This is a genomic window from Proteiniphilum sp. (assembly GCF_034331125.1).
Classification (GTDB): domain Bacteria; phylum Bacteroidota; class Bacteroidia; order Bacteroidales; family Dysgonomonadaceae; genus Proteiniphilum; species Proteiniphilum saccharofermentans.
On the sequence record NZ_JAXQGC010000055.1, the window covers coordinates 23004 to 41390 of the forward strand.

General features: G+C 43.1%; 13 protein-coding genes and 1 tRNA gene. 9 read left to right on the top strand and 5 right to left on the bottom strand.

All coding sequences use genetic code 11. The features are described 5' to 3' along the window. Positions 1 to 3 precede the first annotated feature (3 nt). The gene (locus U2P89_RS13390; RefSeq protein WP_322191632.1) at positions 4 to 2136 is read right to left on the bottom strand and encodes a TonB-dependent receptor; all 2133 of its coding nucleotides are present in this window, start codon (positions 2134 to 2136) and stop codon (positions 4 to 6) included. A 165-nt stretch (positions 2137 to 2301) separates the two neighbouring features. Beyond that, entirely contained in the window at positions 2302 to 3213 is a 912-nt protein-coding gene (locus U2P89_RS13395; protein ID WP_322191633.1) for an aldo/keto reductase, read from the bottom strand. Between the two features lie 221 nt (positions 3214 to 3434). On the opposite strand from U2P89_RS13395, the gene U2P89_RS13400 reads away from it, so the two are divergent. After that, on the top strand, positions 3435 to 4049 hold the full coding sequence (locus U2P89_RS13400) for a superoxide dismutase (RefSeq protein WP_076929839.1): 615 nt from the start codon (positions 3435 to 3437) through the stop codon (positions 4047 to 4049). A 98-nt stretch (positions 4050 to 4147) separates the two neighbouring features. On the opposite strand, the gene U2P89_RS13405 is transcribed toward U2P89_RS13400, so the two are convergent. The 3 genes from U2P89_RS13405 to U2P89_RS13415 form a co-directional block, all read right to left on the bottom strand. Continuing rightward, positions 4148 to 4218, bottom strand: a tRNA-Gln gene (locus U2P89_RS13405). A gap of 94 nt (positions 4219 to 4312) precedes the next feature. Beyond that, positions 4313 to 7369 carry a DEAD/DEAH box helicase gene (locus U2P89_RS13410; protein WP_322191634.1) on the bottom strand — a complete coding sequence of 1019 codons (3057 nt, stop codon included), beginning with the start codon at positions 7367 to 7369 and terminating at the stop codon, positions 4313 to 4315. A gap of 6 nt (positions 7370 to 7375) precedes the next feature. Continuing rightward, on the bottom strand, positions 7376 to 7735 hold the full coding sequence (locus U2P89_RS13415; protein ID WP_313381350.1) for a diacylglycerol kinase family protein: 360 nt from the start codon (positions 7733 to 7735) through the stop codon (positions 7376 to 7378). A 330-nt stretch (positions 7736 to 8065) separates the two neighbouring features. On the opposite strand from U2P89_RS13415, the gene U2P89_RS13420 reads away from it, so the two are divergent. The 8 genes from U2P89_RS13420 to U2P89_RS13455 all read left to right on the top strand — a co-directional run bounded on the left by U2P89_RS13420 (position 8066) and on the right by U2P89_RS13455 (position 18345). Then, the gene (locus U2P89_RS13420; protein WP_322191635.1) at positions 8066 to 9241 is read left to right on the top strand and encodes a hypothetical protein; all 1176 of its coding nucleotides are present in this window, start codon (positions 8066 to 8068) and stop codon (positions 9239 to 9241) included. A 75-nt stretch (positions 9242 to 9316) separates the two neighbouring features. After that, positions 9317 to 11326: an excinuclease ABC subunit UvrB gene (gene uvrB / locus U2P89_RS13425; protein ID WP_322191636.1), complete on the top strand. Its 2010-nt coding sequence runs from the start codon at positions 9317 to 9319 to the stop codon at positions 11324 to 11326. Positions 11327 to 11467: 141 nt separating this feature from the next. Further along, positions 11468 to 13132 carry a formate--tetrahydrofolate ligase gene (locus tag U2P89_RS13430; protein ID WP_322191637.1) on the top strand — a complete coding sequence of 555 codons (1665 nt, stop codon included), beginning with the start codon at positions 11468 to 11470 and terminating at the stop codon, positions 13130 to 13132. A gap of 175 nt (positions 13133 to 13307) precedes the next feature. After that, entirely contained in the window at positions 13308 to 14474 is a 1167-nt protein-coding gene (locus U2P89_RS13435; RefSeq protein WP_139224088.1) for an efflux RND transporter periplasmic adaptor subunit, read from the top strand. Positions 14475 to 14525: 51 nt separating this feature from the next. Then, on the top strand, positions 14526 to 15770 hold the full coding sequence (locus U2P89_RS13440; protein WP_322191638.1) for an efflux RND transporter periplasmic adaptor subunit: 1245 nt from the start codon (positions 14526 to 14528) through the stop codon (positions 15768 to 15770). Between the two features lie 39 nt (positions 15771 to 15809). Then, on the top strand, positions 15810 to 16814 hold the full coding sequence (locus U2P89_RS13445) for an HlyD family secretion protein (RefSeq protein ID WP_322191640.1): 1005 nt from the start codon (positions 15810 to 15812) through the stop codon (positions 16812 to 16814). Positions 16815 to 16822: 8 nt separating this feature from the next. Next, on the top strand, positions 16823 to 18061 hold the full coding sequence (locus U2P89_RS13450; RefSeq protein WP_322191641.1) for an ABC transporter permease: 1239 nt from the start codon (positions 16823 to 16825) through the stop codon (positions 18059 to 18061). Positions 18062 to 18072: 11 nt separating this feature from the next. Further along, the gene (locus tag U2P89_RS13455) at positions 18073 to 18345 is read left to right on the top strand and encodes an ATP-binding cassette domain-containing protein (protein ID WP_322191642.1); all 273 of its coding nucleotides are present in this window, start codon (positions 18073 to 18075) and stop codon (positions 18343 to 18345) included. Positions 18346 to 18387: the final 42 nt, after the last annotated feature.

Sequence of the window (18387 nt, forward strand, 5' to 3'; positions counted from 1 at the left end):
ATGCTAAAATGAGAGCTTAGTTCCTCCATAATAATTTCTTGTGGGTGCAGGGTTGAAAAAGCGATTACCAAAAGCATTGATGTCGTTGCCTAAGCTATATTTCTCATTCAGCAAATTATCTATCCCCGCAAAAAATTCTATTTGTAGTGATTGATTCATTTTCCGGTTCCAGCTCCCTTTCAGTTGAACCAGATGGAATTTGTCCGAAAAGAAACTATTTGCATCATCTAGCGGCATAGCCGAAGTGAAATTATGGGAAACATTCAATCTGAACTGTTTGGGAAAAGTAATAAACAGTGAATTCGTCCATACCCAATCGGGTACGGCAGTTACCTTGTTCCGGGAAAAATCGTTGTCGTTCACCTGATAGTTTCCAAATCGGTAATGGTTATATGATACGGCGGATTGGAGGCTCAGGGTTTGTATAAACCTGCCGGTTTGCATGGGTAACAGGTAGGCCCAAATCGAGGCTTCAATCCCTTTTTGTTTTATTTCTCCGGCATTCAGGTAAAATTCGGCACCATTATCACGGAGATGTCGTACAATTCCATTATCCATATTGTAATTGTAGAGACTTACATCTGCGATAAATCTCCTTCCTGCGGTTTCCCAACGTATTCCCAATTCGTAGTTTATTCCTGTTTCCGCTGTCAGATCGGTATTGATGATATTATCAGAAGAACGTACTTCGGCAATGGTAGGCGGTGAATATCCTTTTGATATGGAACCGCGGACGGCTAAGCCTTCTCTTAGTATATAAGAGGTGGCAATTCTCGGCATCCATATATTCCCGAAACCGGCACTGCCATCAGGATCTGGAACTTCGGGATAGCGTTGGGTATAGTTGATTTCAACCCGGTTGATGCCTAATGAGGCTTCGATGGTCCAACGGTTATATAGATAAGCCATTGCCCGATAAAAGAAACTGCCCTGGGTATTATCCAGGTTATCCTTTGCTTGTGGGGTAGTGGCTGTACCCTTTTCATTGTCATAATTATCAATTCTGTTCCACCCTTTTTGTCCCTCGAAACCAAATTGCATCTGCCATTGAAACTGTTCTTGATCCACATTTCTATAGGAAAAGTAAGTGCGGATACCCAGATTTTTCTCTTTCCGGAATTCATAATTGGTAATAAACGGATTTTCAAAATCGGTGTGTGAACCGAAAACACTAATGGTATGGGATAACCTCCCGCTGATTCGTGCGTTGTGGGCAATACCTCCAAAAAATGTCCTGTTGTATATACCTGATTCCTGTTCTACAGCAGAGGGTGTTGACCCACTGGAAGGGCGTGCCATCCTTGGATTTTCATGCATTTGGTCTTCTGTAAGCCCGCCCGGAGTGAGATAACCTAAATCAGTATATAGGGCGATAAATCTTAGTTCGTTGTTCTCAGAATATTGCCATTTATGGGACGTTTGAAAGGTCTTTTTGTTTAATGCTGTATTTTCCCGGTAGCCATCCGAACGGGTAAATGATTGGTCTATTGAAAAAGCATAACTATCATTTACTTTTCGTTGTATGGAAAATTGCTCCTGGAACAATCCGAAAGAGCCCCCGCTTAACAAAAGAAACCCTTGGTTCCGGGGCGTGCCAAATCCTTTAGGTTGAATGCGGATCACACCTCCTGAATTGGCCCCGTAAAGCGAGCCGTCAGGTCCTTTTAGCACGTGTATTGTAGATATGGAAGCAGGATCTATCAAATTTAGGTAGGTATTACCTCCTGCATCGGTCAAAGGAAATTCATCTATATATATTTTGACGTTGCGAATACCAAATGGAGACCGGATCAGACTACCACGTATTGCCAACCGGTAACTTCCCGGCGAACGCTCTTCCATACGAACACCGGCTACCATATTCAACGCCGGTAAAAGTGTCGTGGCCTGTTGTGTTTCTATAAGGTTTGAAGAAACAGATTGTGCCGAAGCAGTTAATCCTAAAATAGGTTGCTGGTTGAAATAGGCAATTACTTCTACCGGTTCAAGCGTAAGTGATTCATTTTGATATATACTGTCAGTTGTTAGCCCATAAAGCGTTGAGGAAACAGCAACGCAAAATGTAATAAGCAGAAGTGTAACTATACGGGTCATGTAGTCTTGTTCTTGCCGGATAAATCCTTGATGGACAGGCATTGTCTGAACTTTTGTATAAATAAAAATTGAAAAGTCTAATGTAATTGAAGGGTTTGTCTCTGTCTTACAGTTTACCTCCAATTATCAAAGATAGGTGAAAAAGGTTTGAAATCATTTATAAAAGAATGCCTTTATTTGACAGGAAACGACTGCGATAAGAGTAGATCAGGCAATCTCTTTCCGAATGCGTACAACTCGAGCAATAGCATCGTTCATCTGCCCGATACTTTGAAATCCGAGCGTCATGCAGTGTATATTGGATTCTGTAAGGGCATAGCGTAGCGATTGTTCACGCTCTTCCTCCTTGACATGCTTGCCCTCACCGAATATTTTCATGCCGATCACACCTTTCCCTTTTCGACGTGCTTCCCCCAATAAGTCCCGGATTGTGTCTGGGGTTCCATCCATATGCGATTGGAAAGGATTGATACGGGCAAGTATTACATCTACCCAGGGTGATTCAACAGCTTCCTGAAGTGCTTCGAGATTGTGGGCGGAGATACCGACAGCTTTTACAATGCCATCTTCCTTAGCCCGGGACAATCCTTCCATTACTCCCTGACGGCTGTTGGCCCATCCGCCCGAAGTCATACAGTGTAACAGGATAATATCAATATAATCTGTACCGAGTTCCCTGCGATAAGACTCGATCTTGTTTCGTGTCTCAGCGGCAGAAACTCCGTCAGTTTTGGCTATTTTGGTAAGAAGTGTCAGCTCTTCCCTTGGCAGACCTTTCATTGCTTCTCCGAAAAAAGGATGGGATCCGTATGATTCGGCCATCTCGAAGAATTTCATCCCCCTGTCATATGCATTCTTTGCCAATCTGACAAATTGCTCCATACCCAAGCGGGTCTGGTTGGATGCATTATTCCAACCGGAAGTGCCGGATCCCATGGCCATAAGAGGTACCGTAAGCCCGGTAGCTCCCAGTATCACTTTACTGTCCAGGTATGCATCATCCTTCGTGTCGGTTTCATCCTTTACGTTAAAAGGAAGTGCATAACTGGCATTGCGGATATTTGTCCCTATCAGTGTACCCGCTACTATTCCGGCCTTTATAAATTTGCGCCTGTCCATATTGGTCTCCTCCAGTTAATATATTATCGATACAAAGATATTTTCTTTTGAATAAAAATAAAGTGATTATTATATTTTAACTTGTTGAAGGAGTAATTTTATGCTGATTGGCCCTGGTTTGTTAAATCAATGAAATAAAACAACAATATGATTGATTTATTGTTGATTGGTATATGCATTTACAGAGTCATATAAATAGTAAACATTTAAAAAGTAAAATTATGAGCTACACATTACCTGAATTGCCTTACGCTTATGATGCGTTAGAGCCTCATTTTGACACTGAGACGATGACTATCCACCATCAACGTCATCACCAGGCTTATGTTGACAATCTGAATAAGGCCATTGCCGGTACCGAAGCAGAGTCTAAGGGTTTGGAAGAAATCCTGAAAGAGATAAGTAAATATGCGCCTGCTGTGAGAAACAATGGTGGCGGGCATTACAACCATTCCCTGTTCTGGAAGATTTTATCCGGTTCGCCAAAAACTGCACCCTCCGGGAAATTGGCAGACGAAATCAATAAGACCTTTGGCAGCCTCGACGAACTGAAAGCGCAGATCAAGCAAGCCGGTCTGGGGCAGTTTGGATCAGGCTGGGCATGGCTGGTGGTAAAAGCAGACGGATCATTGTCCGTTGTTGCTACTCCAAATCAGGATAACCCCTTGATGGATGTCAATCCTGCTAACCAAGGCTGTCCGATTTTGGGGGTGGATGTATGGGAACATGCTTACTACCTGAAGTATCAGAACAAACGTGCCGATTATCTCGATGCTTTCTGGTCGGTGCTCGATTGGGCAGCAGTTGAGAAGAATTACGAGAAAGCTCTTTCATAGGTAATTATCTGCCTCTTTATATTCAATTGGTTTCGTCTTCTCCTGTGCTTATGGGGAAGACGAAATAATAAAACCCGCCATTAAGCGGGTTTTCGTTGTTGTCTTACCAGGACTCGAACCTGGACAAACAGGACCAGAATCTGTTGTGCTACCATTACACCATAAGACAATGGGACTGCAAAGGTATAAAAAAATGTGACAACAAAAAAAGTTGTATGAAAAAATTGAATCTTTTCCTTCATCCTTTGAAAGATTATTTTGGCTTACACCATTATTGGTTTCGTGTTGTCACTGATGATCGAGTAGATCTCTTTTTGCCTGTAAAAGTCGAGCAGGTCTGCATAGACCGGCGATTCACGTAAGATGGTGGCATTACCGACAAGAAAAAGCTGCCGGCGTGCACGGGTAATGGCCACATTGAGTTTTCTATCCACCGTTCCATCATGGTTCAGGTTACAAAGAAAATTCATCTGATAGGGTTTATTTGCACAGAACGAAATCAGTATCACATCACGCTGGCTCCCTTGATATCGCTCCACAGTATCGATCATGATTTTTTCCCGGTGCGGAATGTCTGTTAACGACAGTTTATATTTGATCAGGGCGATCTGGTTCCGGTAGGGGGCGATAATGCCGATCGATCCCGTATCGAAAATCTTACCGTTTGCTTCATACACATTACGGATAGATGCCAGAAGAGTGATGATCAGATCTGCTTCAGCCTCATTGATTTTGTCAGAAATAGGGGATCCATAGATTTTTTCCGTCGAAAAAAAGGCGGTGCGTTTGGTGGCTATCCAACAGTCAAAAATATTATCCGACGGGCTGTGCAGTGTCCAATCTTCCGATTGCCAGTCGAGTGCGGGAAATAGTTTATCGGAATAAAAGCTGGTTGCGGGAAAAGCGGCAATGTCGTTGTGCATCCGCCCCTGATGGGTGAGTTGCGCATAGGCGTGATGCCATCCTTTTGCTTTACAGCGGCGTAACAGCCGCTCAAATAGAGAATCACGGCAATCAATAAATCCAGCCTCACGCAATGCCAGTTCATTGATGCCTGAAAATTGACTCTCCTGCAACACGATGGTCGATAGTTGATTGTGATCACCGATCATGATAAACCGGTCGAAACGGGGTAGGAGGCCGATAATCTGTGGTTCCAGTATCTGGGATGCTTCATCGATGATAGCTATATGAAAATGTTTGAGGTTGAAAAGCTCCATTCGCCCGTTGATGGAGGCAAGGGTAGATATGTATATACGGCTCCTTTCTATCTCGTGCCGTAGCGACTCCCTGTCTTTGGCTTTCTCCGAGATCCTTTGCAGCAACCGATGACGATAGGGTTCGGCACAGGAGAGCTCCGTACCCACGCGTATATAGGCGTCACACTCTCCCTTTTTACATCCGAAAGCGGCGTTGACGGCTTCACACAACTCGTCTACTGCACGGTTTGTGTAGGCGAGTACCATGATATTCTTTTCCGGTTGTGCGTGATATTCTTCAATGAGGCGTCGGGCAAAGATGGATGTCTTCCCTGTGCCGGGAGGGCCTATAATCAGGAAGTAGTCCTGGGTGTCCATCGCTCTCCGGATGATATTTTCAGGATAGCCTGCCTCTGGTGAAGTCTCTATCGGATGAGTTTCATCCCGGTAAGTTTTATTTTGATCGCTTGTTTCCGGGGGTATCAGTCCCATCAGTATCTTTTTCTTTTTCGTAGGAGCATTCAAAAAAGCGAAGAGGCATTTGTACATACTGTTATAACTGGAATCCAGCGAGTCATGTTCTATAGCCCAGAGCCGGTTCTCTTTAAAAAAACTGTGGTTTTTCTGTTTATAACGAAAGCGTACTTCCACTGTCGATGCGGTAATCCTTGCGATGGTGCCTTTCAATATTTGCCGATTCAGTACCGTGTCATTGTCATTTTGCCTGGGATAGACAATACATATCTCTCCTTCCCTAAAATTGACAATATCGTTTCCTGCCTGGTTACGGGCGAATAGGATTGTCATATCGTTTCCCGAATCATCGATTTCCAGGATAGAAAGATCGAAAAGTACGTCCAACGCTTCGGCACGTTCGCTGAAAGCGCTGTTCCACAGTGATGCTGTGCCTGTCGGCGTTTCATAGGCTATATCGCCGATTTTTTGATGATACAATTCCCTTGAGATAAACCGGATATATCGATAGAAAAAAAGTCGTTCCAGATCGCTGCAACTCGACAGTAGAAAACGTATCCGTTCTATTTTTTCGATGAAGAAGGCAGGTAATCTTTGTTTTGTATGAATGAGGTTGAACAATGATTCGAACAACGCCTCTGCATCTTTGTTTTCTCCCCGGATCAGAATCTGTTCGTTGGCTACGATCAGGTTACGGATATTCAGGATTGATTTCTCCAACTCCCCGTCAACCGCAGCAGTGCGGAGATTTTCTCCGGGTCGGCTTCCAGCCGAATAGAGAATAGAGGCATCTACTCCCTGTGCCTTTTTTCCGAAAACGGTCTCTATCATCAGACGGTACACGGCAGTCTGTACTTCATGATTGAGCGAGATCTTCTCGTTGTCGGAATAAGGGAATGGAATTCTGCCTGATTTCAGTTCTACGATCCGGGCATCTGTTTCGTCGGAGTAAGGTTGTAACAGGTCGAGTCGTCCCTGGAACCCGAACCGTTCGCAAAAAAACGAAGGCTCCAGCGTACAGTGGTGCAGATCGATACCTCTTTCCGGAAAATCCGTGCGAATTACCCGTTTAATATTTTCAAACTGACTTCTTGCTTTTTCCATGAATACCCGGAAATCGCTCTCGCTGCGGATATCTTCACAACTGGCGTATTCGAAAGGCGATTGTTTAAACGACCGAAGGAATACATCCCTGAAGGAAACTTTCTCAGGATTTTCTGCAAACACCAGTTCATCGAGGAAGAAGTTTGCTAAATTTCCCAGTAGCAGATAGGAACGATTTTCTTTTTCCTCAAATTTGTTGCGGAAATAATGGAGCGGGGAGATTGAATAATCCTGAAAACATTCCGCGATTGCGGAAGCATCAATCAGATAATCAGGTTCTAGGATGATATAGTTAGGGATAAGAAAACCATTGCCGTCGATAACAGAATCTATCAGGTTCAGGTTGGCTCCCTCCTGAAATCTTTCTACTGAACTGTCAAAAACGCGGTTCTCCGGTGAAATCCCATATCTGGCAATCAGTGCCGTGCCCGGATTCTCCATGGTCATGCATATAAGCAATTTCCTCTCCCTGTCAACTTTCAGGAGTTGAACGCGGATAGTATCAGTGGAAAAACCTACAGGAAAAGCAGAAGATTCAGCCATACAATATCAGAAAATTTTGGGTAGAAAGATAGTAATCCCAACTGCCAATGCAGCCACAGCGACGATCAAAACTGCTGCGGCTGAAAGGTCTTTCACTTTTTTGATAGCGGGATGAATCTCTTTGTTACAAGTATAATCAGATAATCTTTCCAGGGCCGTATTTATGGCTTCCATGGAAAACACAGCGCCGATAACAATGATAATGGCAAGCCATTCGTTGTAAGATATCTTGTATATGAATCCTGACGAAATCGCAATAATTGCCACTATTAAATGTATCAGCGCATTAGGTGTCTCTTTGAATAAAAAATACAGACCCCTGAAGGCGTATGCAAAAGATTGGATTCGTTTTTTTATATAACTCATTTGATGATTTACTGATTTGTTGATTAGCCGATTTACAATCCACTTCCATATTGGAAATCCGTACTCAAATTTACAATATTTGTCTCTTCTCGCCAAAATAATCTCATATGAAGGTGGAAAAATAAAAAGTATAATAGCCAATTACTATATGAATTATGGCTGTATCAAAATAAAATCTTGTAAATTTGTAGATAAGTAATTCAAGTTTCGTACATCTCGCGCTATGGGTCCCCACAAAATATTTAAAGGTCTCCGTTTTAGTTGCATACATTATGAATTTACATGCGAAACTTAAGTAAGTAAAGGTTCAATAAGAATTTAGAAAAAACTATGTCTCAATCCTGTCCCCTTTGTGGAAAAACCAAAACGGAAGAAGCCCTTTTTTGTGATGATTGTACAAGGAAGATCCATACTGAGTATGAAGTAGATATTCCGAAAGAAATTGAAATAGGGAGCGCTTCTGTTGCTGAGGATTTACGTGTGCAAGAACACGTAGAGGATAAGAAGGAGACGGGCAATCACGTGAAATCAGAAATGACTCATGTCGATAAAGAGCCTGACGTGGAACCGGAATCAGGTCTGGAACCGGATTTGAAATCGGAAAAAACGGTAATGAAGAAGAAAAAAGGAATAGGGGTTCCATTACTGTTTTTATTAGTGATTACCTTATTAACTGGCGTTTTTTTTGTTTATAATGAGACTATCCGCAAAAGTAACCTGGATCGCAGCGGATGGGATGCAGCTGTAAAAGTAAATTCGGTAGAGGGATATCTGGCTTATATGGAAGCACATCCGCGGGGTGCGCACTTTGACGAAGCACAGGCCGGCCTGCGCAGACTGAAATCGGAAGAAGCCGCCGCATGGGAAAAGATGAAAGAAACTGACAACGTTACCGAGTTGCGTGATTTCTTAGACAGGCATACCGATAGTCCTTACGCCCCGTTAGTAAGGACAAGACTCGATTCACTTATATGGATAGGCACTTTGCAAATGAATACGCCAGAGTCATACTCTGATTATATCATGTTGGCTGAGAACGGTGGTATTGCAGGCGATTATATTGCAGAAGCACGAAAGAGATATGATTTGCTTTCCCGGCCGCAATCGACCGATGCCGTTACATTGGATAGTATACGTGCTACAGTAGGCGGATTTTTTATAGCCCTTTCTGCCTTAGATCATAATGGTATGGTTCGCTATCTGGCACCTACTGTGTATCGCTTCTTCAATTCAGGTGCCGCTACCCGTGAAAGAATTGCCGGTGAGCTGCTTGTGACGGGTGCACAGACAGAAGGTGCCACTCTGAAATTTACTCCGGATCTGGAGTCACTACAATATGAAGTGACGAGCAGCAACCATTACAAAATCAATGTCCCACTTCGGAAATCTTATCAGAAAGATGGTGCCACGGAAGAGGTACATGGCTATATTGCCCACATTGAGCTGGATACACTGTTTCAGATTGTCAGCATATTTGAAACAAAGCCTTATCCTGAAGCGCCTTAGTGGTAATGGTTACAGGCGTTGTACAAGACAGCAATCCTGAAAACTAAATTCAATTCTGTTTGTTAAAGAATACCTATGGATTTTCAACTTACATCAGCATATCAACCTACCGGAGATCAACCGGAAGCAATCGCGGCACTGGTAGAGGGACTCCGGCAGAAAGTCCCTTATCAGACCCTGTTAGGTGTTACCGGATCGGGTAAGACTTTTACGGTGGCCAATGTGATTGCACAGATAAATAAACCCACCTTAGTGCTGAGTCACAATAAAACACTTGCAGCACAACTTTATAGCGAGTTCAAGAGTTTCTTTCCAAATAATGCGGTGGAATATTTTGTATCCTACTACGATTATTATCAGCCGGAAGCTTATCTTCCGACGACCGATACCTATATAGAAAAGGATCTTTCCATCAACGATGAAATTGAAAAACTACGGCTCGCAGCCACCTCCTCACTGCTTTCGGGAAGAAACGATGTGATAGTGGTTTCTTCAGTTTCCTGTCTGTATGGTATCGGGAATCCCGAAGATTTTAACAAGACGACTATCGATATCCGTGAGGGGCAGGTGATGGAGCGCGACCAATTATTGCGCCTGCTGGTAAACAGTCTTTATTCACGTAACGAAACGGCCGACTTCAACCGGGGGAATTTCCGGGTGAAAGGCGATACGGTAGATGTTTTCCTGGCATACCACGATTATATCATCCGCGTTATCTTTTGGGGAGATGAGATAGAGAGTATTGAATCGGTAGATCCACTCAGCGGGATCACCATTGAACGGTTGGATTCTTACCGGATATTTCCAGCCAACCTTTTTGTCACCACGCAGGAACGTATTAACAGGGCGATAGATGAAATACAGATCGATCTGGGAAAACAGGTGGAGTTCTTTCAGTCTATCGGAAAACCGTATGAGGCCAAGCGACTTTACGAGAGGGTGACCTATGACCTGGAGATGATCAAGGAGATAGGTTATTGCTCCGGGATAGAGAACTATTCCCGCTATTTCGACGGCCGTGCCGCCGGTACACGTCCTTTCTGTCTTCTCGACTTCTTTCCCGAAGACTATCTTACTGTTATTGACGAAAGCCATGTCACCATCCCGCAGATCCGTGCTATGTACGGGGGCGACCACTCCCGCAAGATCAATCTTGTAGAGTTTGGTTTCCGGCTTCCGGCAGCGATCGATAATCGTCCGCTGAAGTTTGAAGAGTTTGAAGCACTTACCCCTGAGATTATTTTTGTAAGCGCCACTCCTGCTGATTATGAACTGGAAAAATCGGAAGGTATTGTGGTCGACCAGTTGATTCGTCCTACAGGGTTACTCGATCCGCCTATAGATGTACGTCCCAGCCTGAACCAGATCGACGACCTGATGGAAGAGATCCGGCAACGGGTGGAGGTCGATGAGCGGGTATTGGTGACTACTCTCACCAAACGGATGGCCGAAGAACTGACCGATTACCTGACAAAGAATGGTGTACGGTGTAATTATATCCACTCCGATGTAGAGACATTGGAGAGGGTGAAGATCATGGATGAATTGCGTAGCGGGTTGTTCGACGTGTTGATCGGTGTAAATCTGTTGCGCGAAGGGTTGGATTTACCCGAGGTATCGCTTGTGGCAGTACTGGATGCCGACAAGGAAGGATTTCTCCGCTCCCATCGATCTCTTACCCAGACAGCCGGTCGTGCGGCACGTAACGTGAACGGAAAGGTAATTTTCTATGCCGATAAAATGACCGATAGTATGCGGATGACTATCGACGAGACCAATCGCAGGCGTGAAAAGCAGATAAAATATAATGAAGAGCATGGCATCACACCGCAGCAGATAAAGAAGGCACGCTCATCGGTATTGACCAGAGAATATAAAATAATAGCTGAAGCAAAAGCATATATAGAACCGGATTATTATGCTTTGGCGGCGGAACCGATACCTGAGTATGCTTCGACCGACGACCTGAAGAAAAAAATTGAACAGACGAGGAAAGCAATGATGGCCGCGGCAAAAAAACTGGAATTCTTAGAGGCGGCACAATTGCGTGATCAGTTGATCATGCTGGAAGAAAAGCTGAAATGATTGGTTAATTCGATGATGTGGAAATGTGATGATTTAAATAAAATTAGAACCAAAAGTATGAAATGAAGTGGAGGATGTGACGAGGCGTTAATCAACAAATCTTTAAATCAGCAAATTAATAAATCAGCAAATCAATTTTAGATGAAACCAGACATTCAAATTGCAAGGGAAACACCCCTGAGAAAAATTAAAGATATAGCAGAGAGTATCGGGATCGATCGCGAAGAAGTGATCGGTTTCGGAAGACATATGGCAAAGATACCTCTCCATCTTATCGATCAGGAAAGAATTAACCGTAGTAATCTTATATTAGTGACGGCGATTACCGCTACCAAGGCGGGTATCGGTAAGACAACCGTTTCCATAGGGTTGGCGTTGGGATTGAACAAAATCGGGAAGAAAGCTATCGTTGCATTACGCGAACCCTCATTAGGTCCTGTATTCGGGATGAAAGGCGGTGCTGCGGGTGGAGGGTATGCCCAGGTGCTTCCTATGGAAAACATCAATCTCCATTTTACTGGTGATTTCCATGCTGTGACCACAGCCCATAATACCATTTCTGCGCTGCTCGACAACTATATCTTTCGCGTGCAAGGTACTGGCGAGGCGATCAAAGAGGTGCTCTGGAAACGGGTACTGGATGTAAACGACCGAAATCTGCGTTATATTGTTACGGGACTCGGACCGGGTAACGGGATACCTCAGGAAGGAGGTTTCGATATTACCGCTGCATCAGAGCTGATGGCTATCCTTTGCTTAGCAGAAGATGAACCCGATCTCCGCAGACGGATAGAGAATATACTCCTGGGATACAGGATCGACGGTGAACCATTCACTGTAAAAGATCTGGGCGTGGCAGGCGCTATCACCGTATTGATGAAAGATGCCATCCATCCTAACCTGGTGCAGACTACTGAAAATACAGCTGCTTTTATACACGGTGGTCCGTTCGCCAATATCGCGCATGGATGTAACTCGGTCCTGGCTACCAAAATGGCGATGTCATATGGTGATTACGTGGTGACTGAGGCAGGTTTCGGGGCTGATCTGGGTGCAGAGAAATTTTTCAATATCAAGTGCCGTAAGAGCGGATTGCGTCCCAAACTGACCGTCATTGTTGCTACAGCGCAGGGGTTGAAGATGCACGGAGGCACACCGGAGAAGATGATCAAAGAGCCCGATATGGAAGGTTTGAGAAAAGGATTGGAGAATCTGGGGAAACATCTTGAAAACCTGGCTGGTTTTGGTCAGTCGGTCGTGGTGGCATTTAATAAATATGCTTTTGATACCGCTGAAGAGATCGATATGGTACGTACCTTTTGTCATGATCGTGGAGTGTCGTTTGCTGTCAATGAGGCGTTTACCGACGGAGGTGCAGGTGCCGTGGAGTTGGCCGAAGCGGTAGTAGATGCCGTCGAGAACAGACCATCAGGGGATTTGAAATTTACTTACGACGATGAGGATGATATCGAGACCAAACTTACCAGGATTGCCACACGGATTTATGGTGCACGCGATGTGGTAATGGGTGAGAAAGCATTGAAAAAGCTGAAACTGATTGAAGGAACACCCCTCGAAAAGATGCCGGTATGCATCGCTAAAACACAATACTCTTTCTCAGCCGATCCCAAATGGTATGGAGTAGCTAAAGATTTCCGGTTTAAAATCAATGATCTGGTGATTAACCGCGGTTCGGAGTTTATCGTTGCCATCGCCGGTGAGATGATGCGTATGCCCGGATTACCCGCCGATCCGCAGGCCAAACGGATAGATATCGTTAACGGAGAAGTGGAAGGATTGAGTTGATATCATTTTTAGGTGTAATATTTTTTGGTATATCATCTTTTTTTTCGATATTTGCAACAAACAGGGGTGAATACCAAAATTTTTTTTATTGCACTATCGATCTAATCATATTATCTTCAAAAAAGATAAGATAATTTTTATTTTAACTTTATTCTTTTGTCTCTCTTCATGTAATTTGAAAAATAAAGAGAGTATATCTACTTATACCGTTTCCAAAACGGATTTTGAGAATTCGATTTTAATTGAAGGTATAGTCGAGCCTATCCGGTTTACAACCTTGGCTTGTCCGGGTAATGTAGACGGGATAGTCACCTTCCTGATTGATAATGGTACATATGTCAACGAAGGAGATATAGTATGTATTATTGAGGATAATAATCAACAGAACAACTATGACAACCTGCAAATTGCATTGGAAAATGCTACGGCTGAATTGAACAAGGTCAATGCCGATTTGAAGATGCAATACGCTCTCTTGGAAGCACAGGTGAAGAATAACGAGGTCGATACGGACATCGCCCATCTTGATTCCTTGCAACTCAAATTTGCCACGCCAACCCAGAGAAGAATCAAGGAATTAGAACTTGAAAGGGCATACATAGAAAAAGTAAAATTCGAACAGAAACTGAATGCCCTTGATATCATTAATCAGTCCGAAATAAGAAAGTTGGAAATAAATATCCAGCAGTTGACCAACCGTTTACAATCAGCAGAAAAAATTCTTGAAGAGTTGACTATCAGGGCTCCTAAAAAAGGATTGGCTATTATTGCCGATTCCCGCATGACAGGCGCCAAGTTAAAAGTGGGGGACAATGTCTGGAATAATATGCCGGTGGTTATTATCCCTGAGATGTCGGAAATGAAGGTGAAAATGGCTGTCAATGAAACAGATTTCAAACAGATCAATGAAAACGATTCTGTGGCTTACACCTTTGAGGCCATGCCGGGGAACAGTGCATATGGAAGAATAACCAAAAAATTACCCGTCGGACAACCCTATAAAAGAGATTCAAAAGTGAAGTTTTTTGAGGTAGAAGCATCTATCGATAGTGTGATACAGCTTCCCGAACCGGGATTTACAGCAAACAGCCGTGTAATTACAACCTATATCGGAGATACCATCGTAATTCCCCAGATTGCCATTTATGATGTTGATTCGATGAAGGTCGTGTATGTCAGGAATAATAATAAATATGAGATGCGCCAAATTGCAACCGGCCCGTCGTCAATAAAAGAATCGATAGTTACCACAGGTTTAAGAAAGGGAGAAGTAATTTCTCTGATTAAACCGCCCGCTTCATTTATAAGAGGGAAGAGGTTCCTCTCGGACTCAATTCGTTAGGGTGTGATATTGCTTCAATGATTTTACAACAATAAGATAAATACTGATAAAATGAGGAACAAGTTTAATACGCTTTTTTTTCTCCTTTTTTGTTTGATATTCTTTGCTGCATGCGGCCGGAAAGAAACTCAGCAAGTACCTGTAGGAAAAGTGGCAAAAGGAACTCTTTTTCTTGATTTGTATGAAGAAGGAGAAATAGAAGCTGTACAATCTATCAATATTGTGGCGCCTCTTATCTCATGGAGATATGGTAATCTGAAAATTACCGAACTGGTAAAAGATGGACAGGAGGTGAAAGCAGGAGACACACTCATCGTTTTCGACCCGTCGGAAGTTCTTAAAGGCATTGTAGAAGCGGAGTCGAGTCTGGAAATAGCCAAGGCTGAGTTTGAGAAGATGATCGCTCAGCAGAAATCCGATCTGGAAGAACTGAGAGCCGGCTATGAGGTGGCGCGAATTTCCCATGAAATATCTAAAATACGATTTGAGTCGGCAGAGTATGAATCGGAGATAAAGAAAAAAGAGATACAACTGAATCTTGATAAGGCAGATATTGCTTTGGAAAGAGCCAAAGAACAGATAGATAACCGGATAAAAATACAGAGGGAAGAAGTGAAGCAAAAAAATCTTTCCATCATGCAATTTCAATCCCGGCTTGATGAAGCGCATGAAACACTGAAAAAATTGTCTGTGGTTACTCCTTCATCCGGAATTGCCATCATCTCGCGGAACTGGAGCAGTAACAATAAATTTCAGATTGGCGATCAATGCTGGGGTGGATTTCCCATTATCCAGCTCCCCGATCTGGCCGTGTTAAAAGCAACGGTAAGGATTAACGAAGTGGATGTAGCGAAAATCAGTAAAGGTCTGAAAGTCGAGATAAAGCCGGATGCATTTTCGGATAGTATCTTCACCGGGACAGTCAACTCGATTGCCAATCTTGCCGTGAACAAAGACGGATCATCGAAGATAAAAGTATTTCCGGTTGAAATACTACTGAACGAATCGGACAAGCACCTGCTCCCCGGCCTTACCGTGAGTTGCAGAATTATTATAGACAAGATAGAAGATGTGCTTTATATTCCTTTGGATGCGGTGAGACCAGAGGGAGATAAGAACTTTGTCTATAAAAAGAGTACAAGTGGTTATGATAAAATAGAAGTTGAGACCGGCCAGAATAATACCGATTACGTGGTTGTTGTCGATGGACTGAAAGAAGGGGATGAAATTGCACTGGTGGATCCCTTTGCAGTAGAATCCGACGAGAAGAAACCGGAAAGCAGTGAGGCGGGATAATTGTCAACTGTCAATTGTCAATTAATAAAAAATGATTGTATGAAAAAAAGCATTATATATAGTCTTTCGGTAGTGTTTTTCCTGCTGTTGTTTTCTATTTCCTGTAAAAAGGGAGTTTGGTCGGAAGGCAATGAAAGAAGAACATCAGATGGAAGTACCATTATAGAAACGGGAGAGCTTGCTGCGATCAATTCCATATCCTTTGTCATACCGAGGTACGGGCGGCATTGGTATCAAATGAAGATCATCGGGCTGCTGAATCATGGAGAAATAGTGAGAAAAGGAGATTCGATTGCTCAACTGGATCCCGCAGATATCAATAAATTTATCCTGGATCAGGAGAGTAATCTGGAAACACAATTAGCCGTGTTGGAAAAATTGTATGTGGAACAGGAAAATAGGGAACAGGAAAGCGAATCGAGAATTAGAAACGAACTGGCGTCATTCGATTTAAAAAAGATCGAATTGGAAGCATCCCGTTTTGAATCGGAACGGTTACGACGGATAAAAAAACTGGAGTTTGACCAGGCAGAGATCAATCTTGAGAAAGAGAAAAGGATTTACGAGTTGAATAAGATTATCAATGCTAATGATTTAAAAATTCAGGAGATCAGGGTCGAACAGATTAGAAAAGAGATAGAAAATGCAAAAGCATTGCTGCCGGCACTTACTTTACGGACACCTGTATCAGGCGTATTTCAGATTGAATTGAACCGGCAAAATGTCAATCCTACTCTATACAAAATAGGGGATAATATTTATGCGGGAAATAATTTAGCCAAAGTTCCCGAACTGGAGTTTATGAAAGTGGATACCCAGGTGAATGAAGCTGACTTTTTAAAAATAGATGTCAACCAAAAAGTGGCAGTTCGTTTAGATGCATTGCCGAAGGTGGTCTTTGAAGGAGAAGTAGCCTATATCGGGAAGTTATGCAGGTTGAAAGACCAAAAATCCCGTCAAAGAGTTTTTGATGTGGAAATCAGTATATTAGAGCCGGATGAGAGATTAAAGCCGGGGATGACAGTGAGTTGTGAATTTTTATAAAACAGCATATGCAATACGGTGAAAATATTCGCTTGGCACTTCAGGGACTGGTCGACCATAAATTTCGCTCTTTCCTGACAATGCTGGGAATCATATTTGGTGTGGCATCGGTGATTACTATGTTATCGATTGGGGAAGGTGCAAAACGCGAGGCTATTGCGAAATACCAGGATTTGGGGGTAAACAATATCATTGTCAGGGAAAAATCACTCTCCGATGAAGAGCTGGAAGAGGTGCGGGCTAAATTCTCCCAGGGTCTTTCCATTCAGGATGCCAATGTCATTAAGGAAATTGTACCGGGAGTTGAAAGGGTTGCATCGCAGGCAGAAAAAAACACCGAAGTGAAGTTTGATGACAAATCGGTAAAATCTACTGTTATAGGCATTACACCCGATTTTCTCAGTTTGATGAATTATAAAGTACAACAAGGCTACTTCATCAATGAAAAACATTACAACGAACGATTAAAGGTCTGTGTCCTGGGTGCGGGTGTGGCTGCCAGTTTTTTTAAAGGTGAAGACCCTATCGGTAAGCTGGTAAAGATAGACGACCAATGGTTGGAAGTGATTGGCGTACTGGCATCGAAAAGTCTTTTCACTGAAACCGTAGGTGAACTGGCTGCAAGGGATCTGAATACGGATGTCTATGTGCCGTTATCTTTGTTCCTGAACCGTTTTACACGGGATAATATCCTCTCCAGCGAAATACAGCAGATCACGGTTCAGATCAATAATTCGGATAAATTGATCGAGGCTTCCAGAATTATTGATGAGATATTAAAGAGACATCACTTCAATAATGACGATTACAGTATTGTGATCCCTTACGAGCTTCTTAAACAGGAAGAAAAAGAACGGCAGATCTATAACTTCCTTTTGGGTGCCATTGCTGCCATATCTTTATTGGTAGGAGGCATAGGTATTATGAACATTATGCTGGCAACTGTAATGGAGCGTACACGCGAGATAGGGATCCGAAGATCGGTAGGAGCCCGGAAGATCGATATTATGAGCCAGTTTGTCACCGAATCGGTGGCAATCAGTATTACCGGTGGATTGATAGGTGTGCTGATCGGTATAATGTTGTCGTTGATCGTTACCCTGTTTACGGATATAACCACCTTTATCAAACCCTACTCCGTTTTTATCGCATTCTCCTTTTCGGTAATCGTGGGGGTGAGTTTTGGCTATCTGCCGGCAAAGAACGCCGCCAATTTGAAACCGGTAGACTCTATCCGTTACGAATAAAATAAAATGATATGTTGATAGAAATAAAAAACCTGAAGAAGAGTTATTCCCTCGGAGAAAGTGAAATCCCTGTCATACACGGTATCAACCTCCATATCGAAAAAAACGAATATGTGGCGATCATGGGTCCTTCCGGTTCAGGTAAGTCGACGTTAATGAATATCCTCGGTTGCCTGGATACCGCATCGAGCGGGCATTACTACCTGAACAATATTGATGTGAATACTTTGGATGATGATGCCCTTTCGCTTACCAGAAACAGGGAAATAGGTTTTCACTATTAACCGACAAAAACTCAATATTTGCCGGTTTTATTTTTATATCAT